Raw genomic sequence first — 17,275 nt, 5'->3', positions numbered from 1 at the left:
GCGCCCCGGCGTGGGGCCCACCGGCGCTCGACCCGGACCGGGCCCGCGCGCCGGTTGCTGACCATCCCCCTGGCGGTCGGCGCCGTGCTCGCGGCCGGCAGCGCCGCGGCCCAGGCGGCGCCCGGCCAACCCCGGGCCGAGGCCGCCCCCGAGCGGCAGCAGCCGACGGTCGGACTCTCGACGGCACCGCAGGTGCTGCAGCTTCCGGACGCCGGCACCGACCGGTACGTCGACCAGTTGCAGCGCGCCGCCGAGCGGGAGGCCGCGCGCCTCGCCGCGGAGGCCGCGGAGCGCCAGCGCGAGGCGGAGCGCCTCGCCCAGCAGGAGGCCGAACGCCTCGCCCAGCAGGAGTCCGAGCGGATCGCACGGGAACTCGCGAGCCGCCCGAGCGCGGTCTTCCCGACCGTCGGGGCGCTGACCTCCGGCTTCGGGCCCCGCTGGGGCACGGCGCACAACGGCATCGACATAGCCAACGCCATCGGCACGCCGATCAAGTCGGTCACCGACGGCACCGTGATCGAATCCGGTCCCGCCTCCGGCTTCGGGCTGTGGGTTCGCATCCAGCAGGACGACGGCACCATCGGCGTCTACGGGCACATCAACGAGTCGCTCGTGTCCGTCGGCCAGCAGGTGCGGGCGGGCGACGTGATCGCCACGATGGGCAACCGAGGCCAGTCCACCGGGCCGCACCTGCACTTCGAGGTGTGGCAGCCGGGCGGCGCCAAGATGGACCCGATGGCCTGGTTCGGCTCGCGCGGGATCTCGGTACCTCAGGCCTCGCGCTCCTAGTCGGGCGCCGGTACGCCGCCCCGTCGGGGGGCGCGGCGCACCGGCGTCCGGCTCACCAGATCCGCACGCGCTCCTCCTGCGCGAGATACAGCGCATCGCCGGGACGCACGTCGAACGCCTCGTAGAAGGCGTCGATGTTGCGCACCACCCCGTTGCAGCGGAACTCCGGCGGCGAGTGCGGGTCCACGGCGAGCCGGCGCAGCGCCTCCTCGTCGCGGACCTTGGTCCGCCACACCTGCGCCCAGCCGAAGAACACCCGCTGCAGGCCCGTGAGGCCGTCGATCACGGGCGCCTCGGCACCGTCGAGTGCGATCTCGTACGCCTTCAGTGCGATGGACAGCCCGCCGAGGTCGCCGATGTTCTCGCCGATGGTGAAGCTGCCGTTGACGCGATGGCCGGCGAGCGCCTTCGGCTCGAACTCGTCGTACTGCGCGATCAGCGCCGCGGTGCGCTTGCCGAACTCGGTGCGATCGTCGTCGGTCCACCAGTTCTCGAGATTGCCGTCGCCGTCGTACTTGGCGCCCTGATCGTCGAAGCCGTGCCCGATCTCGTGGCCGATGACGGCGCCGATCCCGCCGTAGTTGGCGGCGTCGTCGGCGTGCAGGTCGAAGAACGGCGGTTGCAGGATCGCGGCAGGGAACACGATCTCGTTCATACCCGGGTTGTAGTAGGCGTTGACGGTCTGCGGCGTCATGAACCACTCGTCGCGGTCCACCGGCCCACCGAGCTTGGCCAGGTCGCGGTCGTACTCGGCGGCGTAGCCGCTGCGGTAGTTGCCGACCAGATCGCCCGCGTCGATCGTCACGGCCGAGTAGTCCCGCCACTTGTCCGGGTAGCCGATCTTGGGGGTGAACTTCTCCAGCTTGCGCAGCGCCGCCTCGCGGGTCTGCGGGCTCATCCACTCCAGATCGGCGATGCTGCGCCGGTACGCCTCCTGCAGGTTGGCGACGAGGTGCTGCATGCGGGCCTTGGCCTCGGCCGGGAAGTGCCGTTCCACATACAGCTTGCCGACGGCCTCGCCGAGCAGGTCCTGTACGAGCGCCACGCCGCGCTTCCACCGGTCGCGGATCTCCTGCGCGCCGGTCAGGGTGCGGCCGTAGAACGCGAAGTTCTCGGCGACGAGCGCCTCGGTGAGGTACGGCGCGCGGGCGTGCAGGACCCGCCAGGTGGCCCAAGCCTTCCAGTCCTCGAGGGGCGCGTCGGCCCACAGCCGCGCGAACGTGTCGAGGAAGTCCGGCTGGCGGACCACGATCTCGGCCCACTGCTCCTCGGTGGCGCCGAGCGCGTCGATCCAGCCGCGCCAGTCGAAGCCGGGCCGATCGGAGGTCAGCGCCTCGAATGTCACCAGGTTGTAGGACAGGTCGGCGTCGCGCCGCTTGACCACGTCCCAGTGCCCGGCCGCCAGCCGGGTTTCGAGGTCGAGGACCCGCTGCGGGTCGTGCCCGATGCCCGCCAGCTCGAACATGCGCCCGATGTGCGCGACGTACTGCGCCCGGATCTCGGCGTGGCCGTCCTCGCGGTAGTACGACTCGTCGGGCAGGCCGAGGCCGGACTGCGTCGTGTGCATCAGATAGCGCGACGAGTTCTTCGCATCGGTGTCGACGTAGTGCGCGACGGCGCCGCCGACCCCGACACGTTGCAGCCGCCCGAGCACGGCCGCGAGCTCGGCCCGGTCCGCGGCGTCCGCCACGGCGGCCAGCTCGCCGGCGATCGGGCTCAGCCCCGCCGCCTCCACGGCCTCCGTGTTCAGGAAGCTCGCGTACAGGTCGCCGATGCGCTGCGCGTCGGTGCCCCGCTCGGCCGAGGACGCGGCCGCCTCCTCGATGAGGGTACGGACGTCGACCTCGGCCTTGTCGAACAGCGTGCGGAACGCGCCGTCGAGGGCCCGGTCGGCGGGGATCTCGTGTTCGGCGAGCCAGCGCCCGTTGACGTGCTCGAACAGATCGTCCTGCGCTCGGGTGCTCTCGTCGAGGTGGGTCAGGTCGATGCCCGAGTGCCGAGCCCGGGAATGCTCCACGATGGTCATGTCGTCCATCCTTACACCCATTCTCCGCACCCGGCACGGGCCTGCGCGTGCGCGACCGGCCGTCCCGGCCCGCGACGCGTCCCGCTCGAGTTACCGTGACCGAAGCCACACAGACACGTGGAAGCGGGGTGAGCATGTGGGTCTGATGGACCCGATCGACGCCGTTCTCATGACGGCGGAGCTGCTGGCCAACCCCATGCACGTCGCGGTGGTGCTGATCCTCGACCCGCCCGAGGATGCCGGCCCGCGGTTCGTCGACGACGCGTACCGGGACGCCCTCGGCCGGGGCGGCGAGGTGGATCCGGTGCTGCGGCGCCGGGCGCACCGGGGAGTGGACACCGGCGGGTGGTGGGCCTGGCGCGACGTGGACGACATCGACCTGAGCTACCACGTGCGGCGGGCGTCGCTGCCGCCGGGCGCCGGACGGGACGAGCTGTGGCAGCTGGTGGGTGCGTTGCATGCCGAGCCCCTCGACCGCTCCCGCCCGATGTGGGAGGCACACCTCGTCGACGGCCTTCCCGACGGCCGGTACGCGCTCTACATCAAGGTCCACCATGCGGTCCTCGACGGGATCGCGGGCCTGCGGATGATCGAGGAGTCGATGTCGCCGGACCCCGATCGTCGGTCGATGTCCCCGTTCTTCGCCACCGGCGGGCGGGACCGGCCCGGGTCCGCGCACGGCGGGCTTCCCACCCCGCTCGCCCTGGCCCGCTCGGCCGTCGGGACGGTCGCCTCCGGGATGGGTCTGGTCCGTCGGACCGTCGAAGGGCAGGTCCGCTCCACGGTGCAGGGCCTGACCACCGACACCACCGTGCTGCCGTTCGCGGCGCCCCGCACCCGGCTCAACGGCCCTCTCGGAGCCGGCCGCACCTTCGCGGCCGCCGGCTGGCCGAAGGCGCGGCTGCGCGCGATCCAGCACGCGGCGGGGGTGACCGGCAACGACGTCGTCACGGCCGTTGTGGCCGGGGCGTTGCGCTCGTGGTTCGCCGAGCACGACGAACTGCCCGGTGACTCCCTGGTGGCGATCTGCCCGGTCTCGGTACGCGGGCGGGAGGACGGCGGGACGGCGGGCAATGCGTTCGGAACCGCGGTGTGCACCCTGGGCACCGACCTCGCCGATCCGGCCGACCGGCTGGGCCTGATCCACCGGTCGATGCAGGTGGCCAAGGAGCGCGTCGCGTCGCTGGGGCCGGTGCCGTCGCTGCTGGTGGCAGCTCCGAGCATCCTGCCGACCATTCTGGTCCCGATGCTCCCGTTCGACCCGAGGGTGCGGCCCGGCTACAACCTCCCGATCTCCAACGTGCCCGGCCCGCGCACCGAGCTGTACTGGAACGGCGCCCACCTCGAGGAGATCTACCCCGTGTCGATCGTGTACGACGGGATGGCTCTCAACGTCACGGTGTGCTCGTATGCCGACCGAGTCGGCTTCGGATATGTGGCCGGTGGGGAAGTAATACCGGACATCGAAGCGTTGATACCTCTGACAGAGCGGTCTCTGTCACAACTGGAGGCCGCGGTAGGAGTGGCGCCATGAGTTCCGACACCGGAGCGACCAGGCGGGTGGACGGCGAGCACCCCCGGACGGAGATGATCGTCGACCCTCGCTTCCTGCCGGTTGCCGACCGGTTCTTCAAGATGTTCCGCGACACCCGGCAGGGCGGCGGGGCGCTGGCCGCGTACCTGCACGGCGAACCGGTGCTCGACATCTGGGCGGGCTGGGCGTCCCGGGACAAGCGCTGGACCCACGACACGGTGGCGCTGTCGTTCTCCACCGGCAAGGGCGTCGCGAGCACCGTGCTGCACCGGCTCGCCGAGCGCGGGCTGGTCGACTACGACGAACCGGTCGCGGCGTACTGGCCCGAATTCGGGGCCGCCGGGAAGGAATCCATCACCGTCCGGGAACTGATGTCGCACCGCGCCGGCCTGCACCGCGCGCGCGGCCTCGTGCCGGGACGCTTCGGGCTGCTCGACTCCGACGCGGTGGCGGCCGCCCTCGCGGCAGCCGCGCCGGACCCGCGCCGGCTCGCCGGCCCCGGCTATCACGCCGTCACCTACGGCAACCTCGTCGCCGAGATCGCCATCCGGGTGACCGGCCTGTCCTTCACCGAGCTGATCGAGCAGGAGATCGCCGGCCCACTCGGTCTGCGCGAGTTCTGGTTCCACGTGCCCCAGGAAGAGCGGCACCGCATCGCCCGGGTGTTCCCCCGGCTGAATCCGACCCCCGCGCCGTGGGCGGTCACCGGCACCGTGCTGTCGCGGCTGCCCGGGTTGCGTGGCGTCGCCGAAGCGGGCATGGCCGAAGGCTTCGACGAGCTGGCCCGCAGCCCCGCGGCGCACGACGCGGTGATGCCGGGATGGAACGGGGTGTTCACCGCTCGCGCGCTGGCCCGGATGTACGGGGCCCTCGCGAACGCCGGCGAACTCGGCGGGGCGCGGCTGCTGAAGGAGGAGACCCTCGAACAGGTCCTGGAGGTGCAGACCCGTCGCCGCGACTACGTGCTCGGTATCCGCCCGAACTGGCGGCTGGGCTACCACCCGGGCTGGGTCGCCCTGCGCGAGCAGCCGCTGCAGTCGATCGGCCACTTCGGCTTCGGCGGCTCCGGCGCGTTCGCCGATCCGGAAACCGGCCTGTCGATCGCCTTCGTCACCAACCGCCTCGGGAGCGTCACCCCCATCTCGGACATGCGGTTCCCGCGCCTCGGCGCCGCGGGTGTCGTCGTCGCCCGGCAGGCGGCCTGACGGCGGGCTACCTGACGGCCTGCCGAGGAGCCCGCACCCCGTGCCGACCCGGGACCTGTCAGTGGTGCACGCGGCGCCCGGTGACCGCCTCGACCACGAACAGCAGGATCACCGGCGGCTCTGTTCCGAACCACGGACGACGGTGGGAGACTGGGAAGCGCGAAACGGTTTCGTCTGTCCGAGGAGCGCGGCGATGACCACCCACCGAGAACATGCAGGCCACGAACACGCCCACGGCGAGGGCTGCGGGCACGTGGCCGTGCCACACGGCGACCACGTCGACTATGTGCACGACGGGCATCTGCACCGAGTCCACGACGGACACGTCGACGAGTGTGAACCCGCCGAGCATGTGGCCCACGAAGGACACGACCACGTCCACGGTGAAGGCTGCGGGCACGTGGCCGTCCCGCACGGGGATCACCTGGACTACATCCACGACGGGCACCGGCACGCCGCGCACGACGGGCACTACGACGACCACTGACCGGTACGACCTGCGCCCGCCCCTGATGCGACGGTCCGAGCCCGGGGGCCGGACGAGGGTCGTCTCCGCCCGCCGCTCGGCGAGTTGATCGAGCGCGGTCGGAAGCCGACACCTTCAGAGCGAACCCATGTGCACGCTCGCGTGGGCCCGCACCAGGACCGCGCCGTCCGGTGCGGTGAGGTGCGTGTCGATCGAGGCGAGTCGCCGGCCCGCACGGGTGACCTTCGCCTCGACGAGCATGTCGGGACCCGGCGCCTCGGGTGAGCGCAGGTAGTCGAGGGTCAGGTTCAGCAGCCGGTACTGCCGGCCGGCGGCGGTGAGGGTCTGGGCCGCCAGTTCGGCGACGGCGTCGGCGACGGAGACCAGCACCCCGCCCTGCACCGCCCCCATGGGATTGGCCATCCACTCCACCGGCGGCACCACCGCGGTGACGTGGCCCTTCTCGACGGTCTGCAGGCGCAGGCCGAGTAGTCCCGCGAGCGGTCCGCGGGCCACCGTGCCGGCGGCGATGCCGGAGACTACGTCGAGCCCGGGGCGGTCGGTGAGCTCCGCCGGATCCGTCCAGGGTTCGGGGATGGGCCGGGACAGACCGGACGCGTCCGCGAACGAGTCTGCGTCGAACACGGCGGGACGATTCACGACCATGGACCGCCCCGTCAGCTGGATCACCAGATCGCCTGCGTCGTCGCGGATCTGCGCGGTGCTCAGTGCCGTGTCCTCGTCCACGTGGACGGCGCGGCCGGTACCGTGCAGATTCCCCTGGGCGGAAATCGGATTCGCGGTCGACGCACTGAGTTGGGTGAGTACGGACCGGGTGTCGCGGCCCTGGCCCCGCCACACGAGGTGCGGGGCGGCGCCGAGCACGACGTCGGTGAGCACACCGACGGACCCGACGGTGGTGCGGCCGCGGTGGTCGAGAAACCGGTTGCCGAGCGGTTGGCGGAACGCCACCGTTCGGGGCTCCCCGGCCACGGTGTCGATACCCATGAAGGCGTTGAGGCGATCGGTTTCGGGGGCGGTGACGGTCACGGGAGGCATCCTGGGATCGGGAGGGACGGAGCGAGGGTTCGCTCGGTCACCGTACCGAGGCCGGGACCGGGGCGTCCCGCCCACCCCGGTCAGCCGAGATGTGCGTGCATCTCCCACACGAGGATCTCCGCGGCCGTGTCGGTGTGGATCCGCTGTCCGCCGGACCCGGTCAGTCGCACGGCGTCACCCTCCCGCAGGGTGCCGGCGCCCTCGAGCTCGGCCGTGCCCTGGGCGACGAACACGTGCAGGTACGGCGCATCGGGTAGGGCGACCGTCCGGCCCGGCTGCAGCCGGGCGACCGACAGCCCGGCGTACCTGTTGTGGATGCGGATGGCGGCGTGGTCGCGGTGCTCGGGGATCCCGGTCGCGACGGGCACCAGTCCGCCGCGCATCAGCTCGTCGTCGATCTCGAGCTGTTCGTAGCCGGGGGTGATGCCCGACTCGTCCGGGACCACCCACATCTGGATGAAGCGCACCGGTTCGGCGTGCTCCCCGGCGTGCAGCCCCGTGACGCCGGGCAGTCGCCAGGAGTCGTTCTTCTCCGAGTGCAGGATGCCCGTCCCGGCGCTCATCCGTTGCGCCAGGCCGGGGTAGATGACGCCGGAGTGCCCGATCGAGTCCTGGTGCACGAGGCTGCCGCGCAGCACCCAGGTCACGATCTCCATGTCGCGGTGCGGATGCGTGTCGAAGCCCTGGCCCGGCAGGACGGTGTCGTCGTTGCTGACCAGCAGCAGCCCGTGGTGGGTGTTGTCCGGGTCGTAGTGGTGCCCGAAGGAGAACGAGTGCTTCGAATCGAGCCAGGAGATCTTCGTCGTCAGCCGGTCCTCGGCGCGCCGGATGTCGATGGTCGGGGCGTCGGTCATGGTGTCTCCTCGAAAGGTATTGCGGTTCAGGGTACGGAGCGGAACGGGGCGCGGACGGGCCGGGCCGCGCAGCTTTCGGATGCGCGCCCCGGTCCCGGCGCGCGTTACGGCAACTGCTCGTGTTCGGCCGGGACGGTCCCGAGCCGGCCGGCCTGGAAGTCCTCGAACGCCTGGATGATCTCGGCCTTGGTGTTCATCACGAACGGCCCGTACATCGCCACGGGCTCGCGGATCGGCCGCCCGCCGAGCAGGAACACCTCGAGCGACGCGGTGCGCGAGTCCTGGGTGGCGGCGGCGGTGAACGTGACGCTGTCGCCGTTGGGTCCGAACACGGCGGTCTGTCCCGCCCGGATCGGTGCGCGCTCCGCGCCGACGGTGCCGTCCCCGGCGAGCACGTAACCGAGCGCGTTGTACTCCCGGCGCCACGGCAGGGTCACCGAGGCGCCGGGCGCGACGGTCAGGTGGGCGAGGGCGATCGGGGTGTGGGTGACGCCGGGGCCGCGCACCCCGCCGATCTCGCCGGCGACGACGCGGACGAGGGCGCCGCCGTCGGGGGAGGAGGCCAGGGCCACCTGGCTGCCGGAGATGTCCTGGTATCGGGGCTGCGCCATCTTGTTGTCCCGGGGCAGGTTCACCCACAACTGCACGCCGTGGAACAGGCCGCCGCTGGCCACGACATGTTCCGGCGGGGCCTCGATGTGCAGGATGCCCGACCCCGCCGTCATCCACTGGGTGTCGCCGCCGCCGATGGTGCCGCCGCCGCCGTTGGAGTCCTTGTGCTCCAGGATCCCGTCGATCATGTAGGTGACGGTCTCGAAGCCGCGGTGCGGGTGCCACGGGGTGCCCTTGGGTTCACCGGGTGCGTACTGCACCTCGCCCATCTGGTCCATGTGGATGAACGGATCGAGGAAGCGCTGGTCGATGCCTGCGAATGCCCGGCGCACGGGGAAACCCTCACCCTCGTATCCGACGGGGGCGGTACGGACGCCGAGGACGGGACGGGCGGGGGCGTCGGGCGCGGGGGACGGGATGCGGGGCAGGGTGAGGATGTTGTCTACGGTCACCGCGGGCATGGCGGGCTCCTTCGGCATGTAGTTGACTGTTCAACTACTCTAACCGACCGGCCGGGGGATTTGTTCCAGCCGTGCGACGGGCGCGAGCCGGCCGGTCCGGAAACGACAAACCCCCTGCCCGAGGGGAGGGGAGGGCAGGGGGTCCGCGCCGGGCGCGTGACGCCCGGCGCCACGTCCCGCCTACGGGGGGAGGGAGGTGGGACGCGGTGTCTGTGACGGCCGATCGTTTCCGTCGGCCGGATGAAGCCAGGATACATACCCGCTGGGGTATGGTCCATCGCTTCGGTGCGCTGAGCGCCGGCCGCAGAGCATAGTTCCTCGCACGGCTCTGCGCCGGGATTTCGGCGATCCCGGGCGGGCGATGAGTTTCCCGCTGCCGGGTGGTCTACCTGCTCGACACCCTCACACGAGGTACCGCCCGCCCACACGCAAGGAGTTGAAGATGTCCCGCATGTTCTTCGCCAACCTGGCCGTCAAGGATGTCGCCGCCACCCGCACGTTCTTCGACGCTCTCGGCTTCACCTTCAACGAGATGTTCTGCGACGCCAACACCGCCTGCCTCGAGATCAACGAACAGACCTACGTGATGCTCCTCGAGGAGCCGCGCTTCCGCGATTTCATCACCGGCGACATCTGCGACACCGCCACGGCCCGTGAGGTGCTCATGAGCGTGTCCGCCGAGAGCCGCGACGAGGTCGACCGGCTCGTCGACGCCGCGCTCGCCGCCGGTGGCAGCGACTGGATCACCGCCGGCTCGGAGGAGATGAAGACCGACTTCATGTACGGCCGGGCCTTCCGCGACCTCGACGGGCACGTCTGGGAGGTCATGTGGATGGACGTCGAGGCCGCGGCCGCCGCGATGGGACCCCAGGCCGAGACGTCCGTGCAGACGTAGCGGCCGGAGTCAGGGGTGCTCGGGCAGCCCGAACAGGGCGAACAGCTCGGTGTCGAAGAACACCGTCACATGCACCACCCGGTCGCCCACGACATCGAGCACCTGCAGCTGAAACGGATGGTGCTGCCCGTCCTCGCCTCTCATGTAGAGGCCGAGGGCGGGCTGCCCGTTCGCCACCGTCGGCAGCAGAACCTGGTCTCCCGGCCCGCTCGCCGGGCAATGCGTCCGGATGAGGGTCCCGATCGCCTCGGCGCCGCGGTACCAGCCCTCGAACGGCGGCATCTCCCAGACCGCCTCCTGGGTGAGCATCTCGACGATCGAATCGATGTCGTACTTCTCGAACCCCTCGACCCAGCGCCGCACCAGCGCCTGCGCCTCCGGGCTCTCCGGCTCGACCAGATTCTCCTTCGTCACCTGCGCCTGCTGCAGCTGCGCGCGGGCCCGCTGGAGCAGGCTGTTCACCGCGGCCGTCGAGGTGTCCAGCGCGGTGGCCACCTCCGTCGCCCGCCACTGCAGCACGTCCCTCAGCAGCAGCACTGCCCGCTGCCGCGCCGACAGATGCTGCAGCGCCGCCACGAACGCCAGACGGATGGACTCGCGCGAGGTCACGATCGCCGCCGGGTCCGTCGGGTCGTCCGGCCGACCGTCGTCGCCGAGGGATCCGCCGGGAATCGGCTCGAGCCACGGCACTTCCCCGCGCTCGACGAGGTCGTCGACCGGATCCGAACTCGGCGCCCCCAGCCCCGTCGGCAGCGGCCGGCGCGACCGGCCCTCCAGCGCGGTCAGGCACACGTTGGTCGCGATGCGGTGCAGCCACGTCCGCAGCGACGAGCGGCCGCCGAAGTTGGCGTAGCCGCGCCAGGCGCGCAGGTACGTCTCCTGCACGAGGTCCTCCGCGTCGTGGATCGAGCCACTCATCCGGTAACAGTGCGCCAGCAGCTCACGCCGGTACGGACCGGCGAGCGTCAGAAAGTCGTCCTGCGAATCGAGAACCTGCTCCGTCATGGTGTGCCCCCGCCTGCCCGTCGGTCCGAAGTGCAGTTACGAGCGTGAGCGTAGCCCTGGGGGCCGACAGGAAACAGGGTCTCGAACTATCTGTGCACTCCGGGTACCGTCCAGTAACTGCCCCCGGCCGACAGCCCCGCCGGCAGGCAGCAAGGACGAGGGGGACGCGTGCCCGACATCGCGCCACGACCGACAGGCCCGTACGCCGGGGGACCGCCCGCGTCGGCCCTGCACGTCGACATGCCCCCGCTCGAGCGTTTCGGTCTGCGCGAAGCCGGCCGCACGGTCGTCGTCGCCGTGGTGCTCGTCGTCAGCGTGCTGCTGAAGCTGCTGGCCTGGCCACTGCGACCCGACGGGCGCGGCCCGGCCGACGCCGCCGCCGAGGGCACCGTCGACGCATTCGAGATCCTCGGCCCCACGTTCGTCAAGCTCGGCCAGCTCATGGCGTCGTCGTCCGGTGTGTTCCCCAAGCCGCTGGCCGACGCGTGCCTGCGCTGCCTGGACGACGTCGCGCCCGTCTCCGCGGACCAGGCCCGCGCCGTGATCGAGGAAGACCTCGGGCATCCCGTCGGCGAACTGTTCGCCCGGTTCGACGACCTGCCGCTGGCCGCCGCGTCCGTCGGCCAGGTGCACGCGTGCGTGCTGCACGACGGGCGGGAGGCGGTCGTGAAGGTGCAGCGGCCCGGCATCGCCCACCGCATGCTCATCGACCTGCGTGCGGCCTACCTCGGCGCGCGCCTGCTGCAGGCCTTCGAGTTCTTCCGCATCGCGAACGCCACCGCCATCATCCGCGACCTGCACTCGTCCACGATGACCGAACTCAACAGTGCGGTCGAGGCGGACCGGCAGAGCCGGTTCCGGGAGTGCATCGGCGCGTTCGGGGACAACACGGCCGTCACCACGCCGCAGGTGTACTGGGACTACTGCGGGCCGCGCGTGATCTGCATGGAACGCCTTCGCGGTGTGCCCATGGACCGCGTGCCCGCCGACGCCGGCATCGACACCCGCCTGCTCATCCGCCGCGGGGTGAAGGTATGGATCGAATCGGTCGTCCTGCACGGGCCGTTCCACGGCGACGTGCACGCCGGGAACCTGTGGCTGCTCGACGACGGCCGCCTCGCCTTCCTGGACTTCGGCATCGTCGGCGAGCTGCCCGAGCACTGGCGCGCCATCCTGCGCGACCTGTTCCGCGCGACCGCCATCGACGGGGACTTCGCCCGCGTGGCGCAAGGCATCCGCGCACTCGGCTACACCAGCGGACTCGATGCCGACGACGCCGAGATCGGCCGGCAGGTGGCGCAGGCCCTCGCTCCGCTCCTCGGCCGCGACCTCGGACAGCTCCGGCTCAGCGAACTCATCGTCGCGCTGATCCGGCTCGGCAAGCAATGGGGGATCGCCAGCCCGGAGGAACTGGTGCTGTTCGGCAAGCAGCTCGGCTACTTCGAGCGCTACGCCACCGCCCTCGCCCCCGGCTGGGTCATCGGCCAGGACCTGTACCTGCTGCGCAACGTCTTCCCGGAGGAGGTGGCGCGCCGCGCCGGCGAGCAGGGGCTCGAGCTACCCGCGTAGCGCGGGCGCGGGCGCGGGCGCGCGGGGCGCGGGGGCGAGCGAATGTATCGTTCAGCTCCTCACGTCGACAGCATGGTCCATTCGCTCGGTTCGAGCCGGAGCGGCCCGACGGGTGCGGAGTGCGCCGGGCGCGTCAGCCCACATGCGTGACGGGTATCGAAGCCCCGGTGACGGCGGCGCCGTCGTCGGAGAGCAGGAACCGGATCACGCGCGCGATCTCGGCGGGCTGCGACCACGAGCGCCGGTTCGCGTCGGGCATCGCCGCCCGGTTCGCGGGCGTGTCGATGACGACGGGCAGCAGCGCGTTGACCCGGACGCCGTCGGTGGCGTACTCGACGGCCAGGGTCTCGACCAGTGCGGTCACGGCGGCCTTCGACGCGACGTAGGCGGCGCCCCCGGCGAACGGCCGCTTCGTCGCCGCGGTCGACATGCAGACCACCGACCCACCGCTGCCCGCGAGCAGGTGCGGCAGCGCCGCGCGGGTCACGGCGTAGGCGGTGCGCACGTTGAGATCCAGCTGGGCGTCGAGGACCTCGATCGGAGTCTCGTGCACCCGCGGCCCCGAGGTGAACCCGCCCACCAGATTCACCACACCGAACAGGGGCGCGGATTCCTCGGCCGCCGCGAGCGAGATGGCCTGCCGCAGCTGCGCCTCGTCGGACAGGTCCGCCTCCACGAGATGCAGACGCGGATGGTCCGCGAGCCGGCCGAGTTCGGTACGAGCCACCCAGGGGACCACGACCCGCCAGCCGGTCTCGAGCAGATGCGTCGTGACGGCGGCACCGAGCCCGCCGGTGCCGCCGGTGACGAGCGCGGTCCGGATCGCGGTCATGGGAATCCTCTCGGCCGAGCGGACGGATGCCCGTCCACGATAGGCGTCGGACGTGCCCGCGCATCGCGATACCGAGCCACACGCGCCGGTTCCGGACATCGACAACCGTCCCGGCGGTTGTCGATGTCCGAAACATGCACTCCGATAGGCGAATCCGGATCGCCGACGGACGGGGGTGGTCCTATGCCGTGCGCGACGCCGCGTACGCGCCCTGCCACACCGTGTCGAACGGCGTGTGCGCCCCGACCCGGCCCTCGATGCCGGCGGTGACGAAGTCCTTCGCCAGCGCGACGGCGGCGGGCACGTCGGCGCCCTTGGCGAGTTCGGCGGTCACGGCCGCGGCGAGCGTGCAGCCGGCGCCGGAGACCCGTTCCCGGCCGACCTTCGGCGCGGAGAACACGGTGACCTCCACACCGTCGAAGAGCACGTCGACGGCGTCGTCGCCGGCCAGCTCCACGCCGCCCTTGGCCAGGACGTACCGCGGGCCGAGGGCGTGGATGCGGCGGGCGGCCTCGACGAGGCCGTCGACGGTGTCGATGCGGTCCATCCCCGCCAGGGTGCGGGCCTCGAACAGGTTGGGGGTGACCACCGTGGCCAGGGGCAGCACGGCCTCGCGCAGCGCGTTGTCGGTGTCGAGCGCGGCGCCGGGCTCCTGACCCTTGCAGATCAGCACCGGGTCCAGGACGACGTGCCGCCACGACCGGCGACGCAGGCCCTCGGCGACCACCTCGATGGTCGAGGGGGTGCCGAGCATGCCGATCTTGACGACGTCGAGGTCGTGGGCCGCGGTGGCGGCCTCGATCTGGTCCGCGATGACCTCGGGCGCGATCGGGACGAAGCGGTGCGACCAGTCGTTCCGCGGGTCGAACGAGACGATGCAGGTGGTGGTGCCGACGCCGTAGACGCCCAGCTCCTGGAATGTCTTCAGATCCACCTGCAACCCTGCGCCGCCGGTGGCTTCGGACCCGGCGATGACATAGGCGAGGTCGACCACGATGTACTCCAATCCGATGGGGGACAGACTGCGTGCCGGACCCGGAAGGTACCGGCACGTCGGGGGAGACCGCGGCTGCCCGCGACGTCGTCGCCGGGTTCGCACGATCGGTCCCGGCACCAGGCTAGCGCGCCCGGCCGTGCGTCCCGGCCGGACGACCCGCGCCGATGACCGGCGTCACATACGGCCCGGCGCATGTCGGTGCGGTGCGGCACCATGGGAATCGACCGGTCGAGGCACGACGACAGAAGGTGGGCGGCATGTGCGGTCGGTATGCGAGCACGGTCACCGATCAGGAACTGCGCTCCCTGTTCGACGTGGTGGAGACGGTGGGCGAGCCGCTGCCCCCGTCGTACAACGTCGCGCCGACGCAGACGGTGCGGGTGGTGCTCGAGCGCGCCCCGAAGGACGATCCGGGCGGGGAGGCGGTGCGTCAGCTCCGGTCCGCCCGGTGGGGGCTGGTGCCGTCGTGGGCCAAGGACCCGAAGATCGGCAACCGGCTGATCAATGCCCGCTGCGAGACGATCACCGAGAAACCGTCGTTCAAGGCCGCGGCCGCCCGGCGACGGTGCATCCTGCCGGCCGACGGGTACTTCGAGTGGCAGAAGCGCGAGGACGGCACCAAGGTGCCGTACTTCCTGCACGGCGACGGCGTGCTCGGAATGGCCGGCCTGTACGAGCTGTGGCCGGATCCGAGCCTGCCGGACGACCATCCCGACAAGTGGCTGTGGACCGTCACGGTGCTGACGACGGAGGCCACCGACGCCGCCGGGCAGATCCACGAGCGGTGCCCGCTGGTGCTGCCGCCGTCCTTCCACGACGTGTGGCTCGATCCGGCCCTCACCGACCGCGACGACGTCGACGCGCTGATCGCCTCCGTCCCCGAACCCCACCTGGAGCCCTACGAGGTCGGCACCGCGGTCAACAACCCTCGCAACAACCGCCCGGAACTGCTCGAGCCGGTGTGAGTGGCGCAGGGCCACCGGGGCTCGGGTGGCCCTGCCGTGGCGCGCCTAGCGATCCGAATCACTTTCCGTGAAGGGAGGATTCGCGGAATCGGGGGGCGATGCTGTGGAACGCCGTCCCGACGGACGTGCCGACGGTCTCGACCGGATCATGTGCCCCGTCACCCTCGCGCAGGGCGTACTCGACGTCGTCGCCTCTGCGCAGACGGTGCGGTACGTCCCGCTGGTTCCCGGGGCGCGGTTCGTGCCGCTGTCGTGGGCCGGGCATGCGCCGCAGTCGGATGTCCCCGAGGCGATCGTCGACCTGGTCCGGCGGGCCGCGGCGGAGGCATGATTCCGGCGAGCGGGTGCCGGCTGCACTTCCGCTGGTGGCTCAGCCGATCCGGACGCCGTCCGTGACGACCCAGATTCCGTCGGCGCTCTCCCGGACGGGCCGGCGCAGCTGGAGCACCACGATGCTGCCGTCCGCCCGGTTGGTCACCTCGACGGTGTGCGGGTCGGCCGCGCGTGCGTCGGTGTCGCTCCATCCGAATCGGTCCGCCACGAACGCCTGCGCGACGAGGGGCGGATCCAGCCGCCACGGCTGGCTACCCTCGTCGACCGCGCGCTGAAGCGCTTCGGCCTGCTCCGGGGTGAGGTCTTCTCCGGGAAAGGACGACCCGGCCGGTGGCGTCGCGTCCTCGCTCGTCGCGGCCGGCGACGTCTCCGGCGAGGAGGACGCGGGGGCGCTCTCGGCCGTCGTCGCCGGTGCCGGTGCCGACGCGGGAACGGACGCGCTCATGGTCGATTGCGCACCCGGCGTGGTGTCGCCGTCGCCGCACGACGCGACCAATCCTACCGAGACAACTACTGCAGCAACAGTTTTCGACAATCGTACCCGAACGGAATCCTCCTCGCGATCCGGTCACCGAGGCCGGGTGAACCGGAACTCCCACGGTTGCTGCCCGTTACCGGTCTGCACCCAGTGATCGTCCTCGATGTGCCGGAGCACCTCGGCGAGGCTTCGGTTCATCTCCGGCGCCCACGCCTCCTGCGGCGGGATGTCCCCCCACGTCCGGGGGACCGGGAAGGTGGGACCGACATAGCGGCGTTCCTCGTCCACCCGGCCGACGAACCGCTTGTACGCGTTGCCGTACTGCGAACTCAGCGTCGCGAGCAGGGAGGCCCACCACGACGTGCCGCCCGCGTCCTCCAGCTCCACGGTCAGCGTCTCCGCGTCCCCGGTTCCCGAGCTCTCGCCCATGTCTACTCCCCACCTCGTCCTTCGCGGTGTCCGTCACCGGCGACGGGAGTCGACCTTTTCTCGCTCACCAGCCCCTCGATGTGCTGGAAGAGGTCGTTCTCGCCCATGGGAAGGCTCCCTCGCCGTGGTCGTGCCCCGGGCATAGACGGTATCCGGGGCAGACAAACCCGTCCGCGTTTCGCGGTCCCACGGCTCGGGTACCTCGCAGCCATGAGTATCGAAGACGGTCCCGGCGACACGCTCAGCCCGAGCGAGGGCCTCGATTCCGACGAAGTCCGCAACGACGACGGCGACGAGGTCGTGGACCCGCCGGAGGGCTGGAGCGGGGCCGACCGGTTCGGCACCACGCAGCGGGAGGAGCAGGAAGGCGAGTCGCTGGACCAGCGCCTCGCCGAGGAGGAACCCGACGTGGCGCCCCCGGAGCCGCTCGAGCGGCCGGTTGCGGCCATGCCGGACGACGAGCTGACCGAGGACATCGTCGACGAGGTCTACGACGGCGGAGGCGACACAGCCGTCTACGACGGCGGAGGCGACACAGCCGTCTACGACGGCGGAGGCGACACAGCCGTCGTCGACGGCGGACGTAAGCACGCAGAGCTGGTCGAGGGTGTCATCGTCGAGGACTCGCGGGTCGATCGAGGTCAGATCGACGGCAGCCCCGAGGACGGCGAGTCCCTCTTCCCGGTGGTCGAGTGAGATGGGCGCCGCCGGTGACGCGCAGGTGCCGACACGGAGGCGGTCCTGTCGTGGTAGGGGTGTCCGGAAG

General features: G+C 71.4%; 18 protein-coding genes. 9 read left to right on the top strand and 9 right to left on the bottom strand.

Features of this window, described 5'->3' with window-relative positions; all coding sequences use genetic code 11:
• The first annotated feature begins 54 nt into the window (after positions 1-54).
• The gene (locus AIIKEEIJ_RS12955; protein WP_006947325.1) at positions 55-789 is read left to right on the top strand and encodes a M23 family metallopeptidase; all 735 of its coding nucleotides are present in this window, start codon (positions 55-57) and stop codon (positions 787-789) included.
• A gap of 52 nt (positions 790-841) precedes the next feature.
• Here the strand turns inward: AIIKEEIJ_RS12955 and AIIKEEIJ_RS12950 are convergent, their stop codons facing one another.
• Positions 842-2,815, bottom strand: coding sequence for a M13 family metallopeptidase (locus AIIKEEIJ_RS12950; protein ID WP_043802764.1), 1,974 nt, complete (start codon positions 2,813-2,815; stop codon positions 842-844).
• Between the two features lie 136 nt (positions 2,816-2,951).
• Here AIIKEEIJ_RS12950 and AIIKEEIJ_RS12945 point away from each other — a divergent pair, with 136 nt between their 5' ends.
• The 3 genes from AIIKEEIJ_RS12945 (at position 2,952) to AIIKEEIJ_RS33015 (ending at position 6,041) form a co-directional block, all read left to right on the top strand.
• Positions 2,952-4,349 (top strand): WS/DGAT/MGAT family O-acyltransferase, encoded by a 1,398-nt coding sequence (locus AIIKEEIJ_RS12945; protein WP_006947329.1) that lies wholly within the window; start codon positions 2,952-2,954, stop codon positions 4,347-4,349.
• A complete protein-coding gene (locus AIIKEEIJ_RS12940; protein ID WP_029546261.1) occupies positions 4,346-5,554 on the top strand; it encodes a serine hydrolase domain-containing protein in 1,209 nt (402 codons plus the stop codon). Before AIIKEEIJ_RS12945 ends, AIIKEEIJ_RS12940 begins: the two co-directional genes overlap by 4 nt.
• Positions 5,555-5,747: 193 nt before the next feature.
• The gene (locus tag AIIKEEIJ_RS33015) at positions 5,748-6,041 is read left to right on the top strand and encodes a hypothetical protein (RefSeq protein WP_037201177.1); all 294 of its coding nucleotides are present in this window, start codon (positions 5,748-5,750) and stop codon (positions 6,039-6,041) included.
• Positions 6,042-6,155: 114 nt separating this feature from the next.
• Here AIIKEEIJ_RS33015 and AIIKEEIJ_RS12930 read toward each other — a convergent pair whose 3' ends face one another.
• The 3 genes from AIIKEEIJ_RS12930 to AIIKEEIJ_RS12920 form a co-directional block, all read right to left on the bottom strand.
• On the bottom strand, positions 6,156-7,079 hold the full coding sequence (locus AIIKEEIJ_RS12930; protein WP_202916981.1) for a hotdog fold thioesterase: 924 nt from the start codon (positions 7,077-7,079) through the stop codon (positions 6,156-6,158).
• An 80-nt stretch (positions 7,080-7,159) separates the two neighbouring features.
• Positions 7,160-7,933: a pirin family protein gene (locus tag AIIKEEIJ_RS12925; RefSeq protein ID WP_161995806.1), complete on the bottom strand. Its 774-nt coding sequence runs from the start codon at positions 7,931-7,933 to the stop codon at positions 7,160-7,162.
• Between the two features lie 104 nt (positions 7,934-8,037).
• Positions 8,038-9,006, bottom strand: coding sequence for a pirin family protein (locus tag AIIKEEIJ_RS12920; RefSeq protein ID WP_006947342.1), 969 nt, complete (start codon positions 9,004-9,006; stop codon positions 8,038-8,040).
• 442 nt (positions 9,007-9,448) lie between these two features.
• Between AIIKEEIJ_RS12920 and AIIKEEIJ_RS12915 the strand changes: the two genes are divergently transcribed.
• Complete coding sequence (locus tag AIIKEEIJ_RS12915) at positions 9,449-9,901, top strand: VOC family protein (RefSeq protein ID WP_161995805.1); 453 nt, start codon at positions 9,449-9,451, stop codon at positions 9,899-9,901.
• A 9-nt stretch (positions 9,902-9,910) separates the two neighbouring features.
• Here the strand turns inward: AIIKEEIJ_RS12915 and AIIKEEIJ_RS12910 are convergent, their stop codons facing one another.
• A complete protein-coding gene (locus tag AIIKEEIJ_RS12910; protein ID WP_006947344.1) occupies positions 9,911-10,906 on the bottom strand; it encodes a sigma-70 family RNA polymerase sigma factor in 996 nt (331 codons plus the stop codon).
• 168 nt (positions 10,907-11,074) lie between these two features.
• Here AIIKEEIJ_RS12910 and AIIKEEIJ_RS12905 point away from each other — a divergent pair, with 168 nt between their 5' ends.
• Complete coding sequence (locus AIIKEEIJ_RS12905) at positions 11,075-12,475, top strand: ABC1 kinase family protein (protein ID WP_006947345.1); 1,401 nt, start codon at positions 11,075-11,077, stop codon at positions 12,473-12,475.
• 133 nt (positions 12,476-12,608) lie between these two features.
• Here the strand turns inward: AIIKEEIJ_RS12905 and AIIKEEIJ_RS12900 are convergent, their stop codons facing one another.
• Both AIIKEEIJ_RS12900 and thiD read right to left on the bottom strand, forming a co-directional pair.
• Positions 12,609-13,307, bottom strand: a complete 699-nt coding sequence (locus AIIKEEIJ_RS12900) for an SDR family oxidoreductase (protein WP_161995804.1) — start codon at positions 13,305-13,307, stop codon at positions 12,609-12,611.
• 181 nt (positions 13,308-13,488) lie between these two features.
• Positions 13,489-14,301 carry a bifunctional hydroxymethylpyrimidine kinase/phosphomethylpyrimidine kinase gene (gene thiD / locus AIIKEEIJ_RS12895; protein ID WP_006947348.1) on the bottom strand — a complete coding sequence of 271 codons (813 nt, stop codon included), beginning with the start codon at positions 14,299-14,301 and terminating at the stop codon, positions 13,489-13,491.
• A gap of 260 nt (positions 14,302-14,561) precedes the next feature.
• Between thiD and AIIKEEIJ_RS12890 the strand changes: the two genes are divergently transcribed.
• Both AIIKEEIJ_RS12890 and AIIKEEIJ_RS12885 read left to right on the top strand, forming a co-directional pair.
• A complete protein-coding gene (locus tag AIIKEEIJ_RS12890) occupies positions 14,562-15,269 on the top strand; it encodes an SOS response-associated peptidase (protein WP_044476587.1) in 708 nt (235 codons plus the stop codon).
• Positions 15,270-15,372: 103 nt separating this feature from the next.
• The gene (locus tag AIIKEEIJ_RS12885; protein ID WP_238406332.1) at positions 15,373-15,600 is read left to right on the top strand and encodes an alpha/beta fold hydrolase; all 228 of its coding nucleotides are present in this window, start codon (positions 15,373-15,375) and stop codon (positions 15,598-15,600) included.
• A 39-nt stretch (positions 15,601-15,639) separates the two neighbouring features.
• On the opposite strand, the gene AIIKEEIJ_RS12880 is transcribed toward AIIKEEIJ_RS12885, so the two are convergent.
• Entirely contained in the window at positions 15,640-16,047 is a 408-nt protein-coding gene (locus AIIKEEIJ_RS12880) for an acyl transferase (protein WP_238406331.1), read from the bottom strand.
• Positions 16,048-16,170: 123 nt separating this feature from the next.
• A complete protein-coding gene (locus AIIKEEIJ_RS12875) occupies positions 16,171-16,509 on the bottom strand; it encodes a hypothetical protein (RefSeq protein ID WP_029546239.1) in 339 nt (112 codons plus the stop codon).
• Between the two features lie 210 nt (positions 16,510-16,719).
• Here AIIKEEIJ_RS12875 and AIIKEEIJ_RS12870 point away from each other — a divergent pair, with 210 nt between their 5' ends.
• On the top strand, positions 16,720-17,205 hold the full coding sequence (locus AIIKEEIJ_RS12870) for a hypothetical protein (RefSeq protein WP_161995802.1): 486 nt from the start codon (positions 16,720-16,722) through the stop codon (positions 17,203-17,205).
• Positions 17,206-17,275 lie beyond the last annotated feature (70 nt).

The organism is Rhodococcus sp. YH1, assembly GCF_009939605.1.
Classification (GTDB): domain Bacteria; phylum Actinomycetota; class Actinomycetes; order Mycobacteriales; family Mycobacteriaceae; genus Rhodococcus; species Rhodococcus aetherivorans.
Note: the sequence above shows the minus strand (reverse complement) of the source record. Positions and strands in the feature narration are given on the sequence as shown.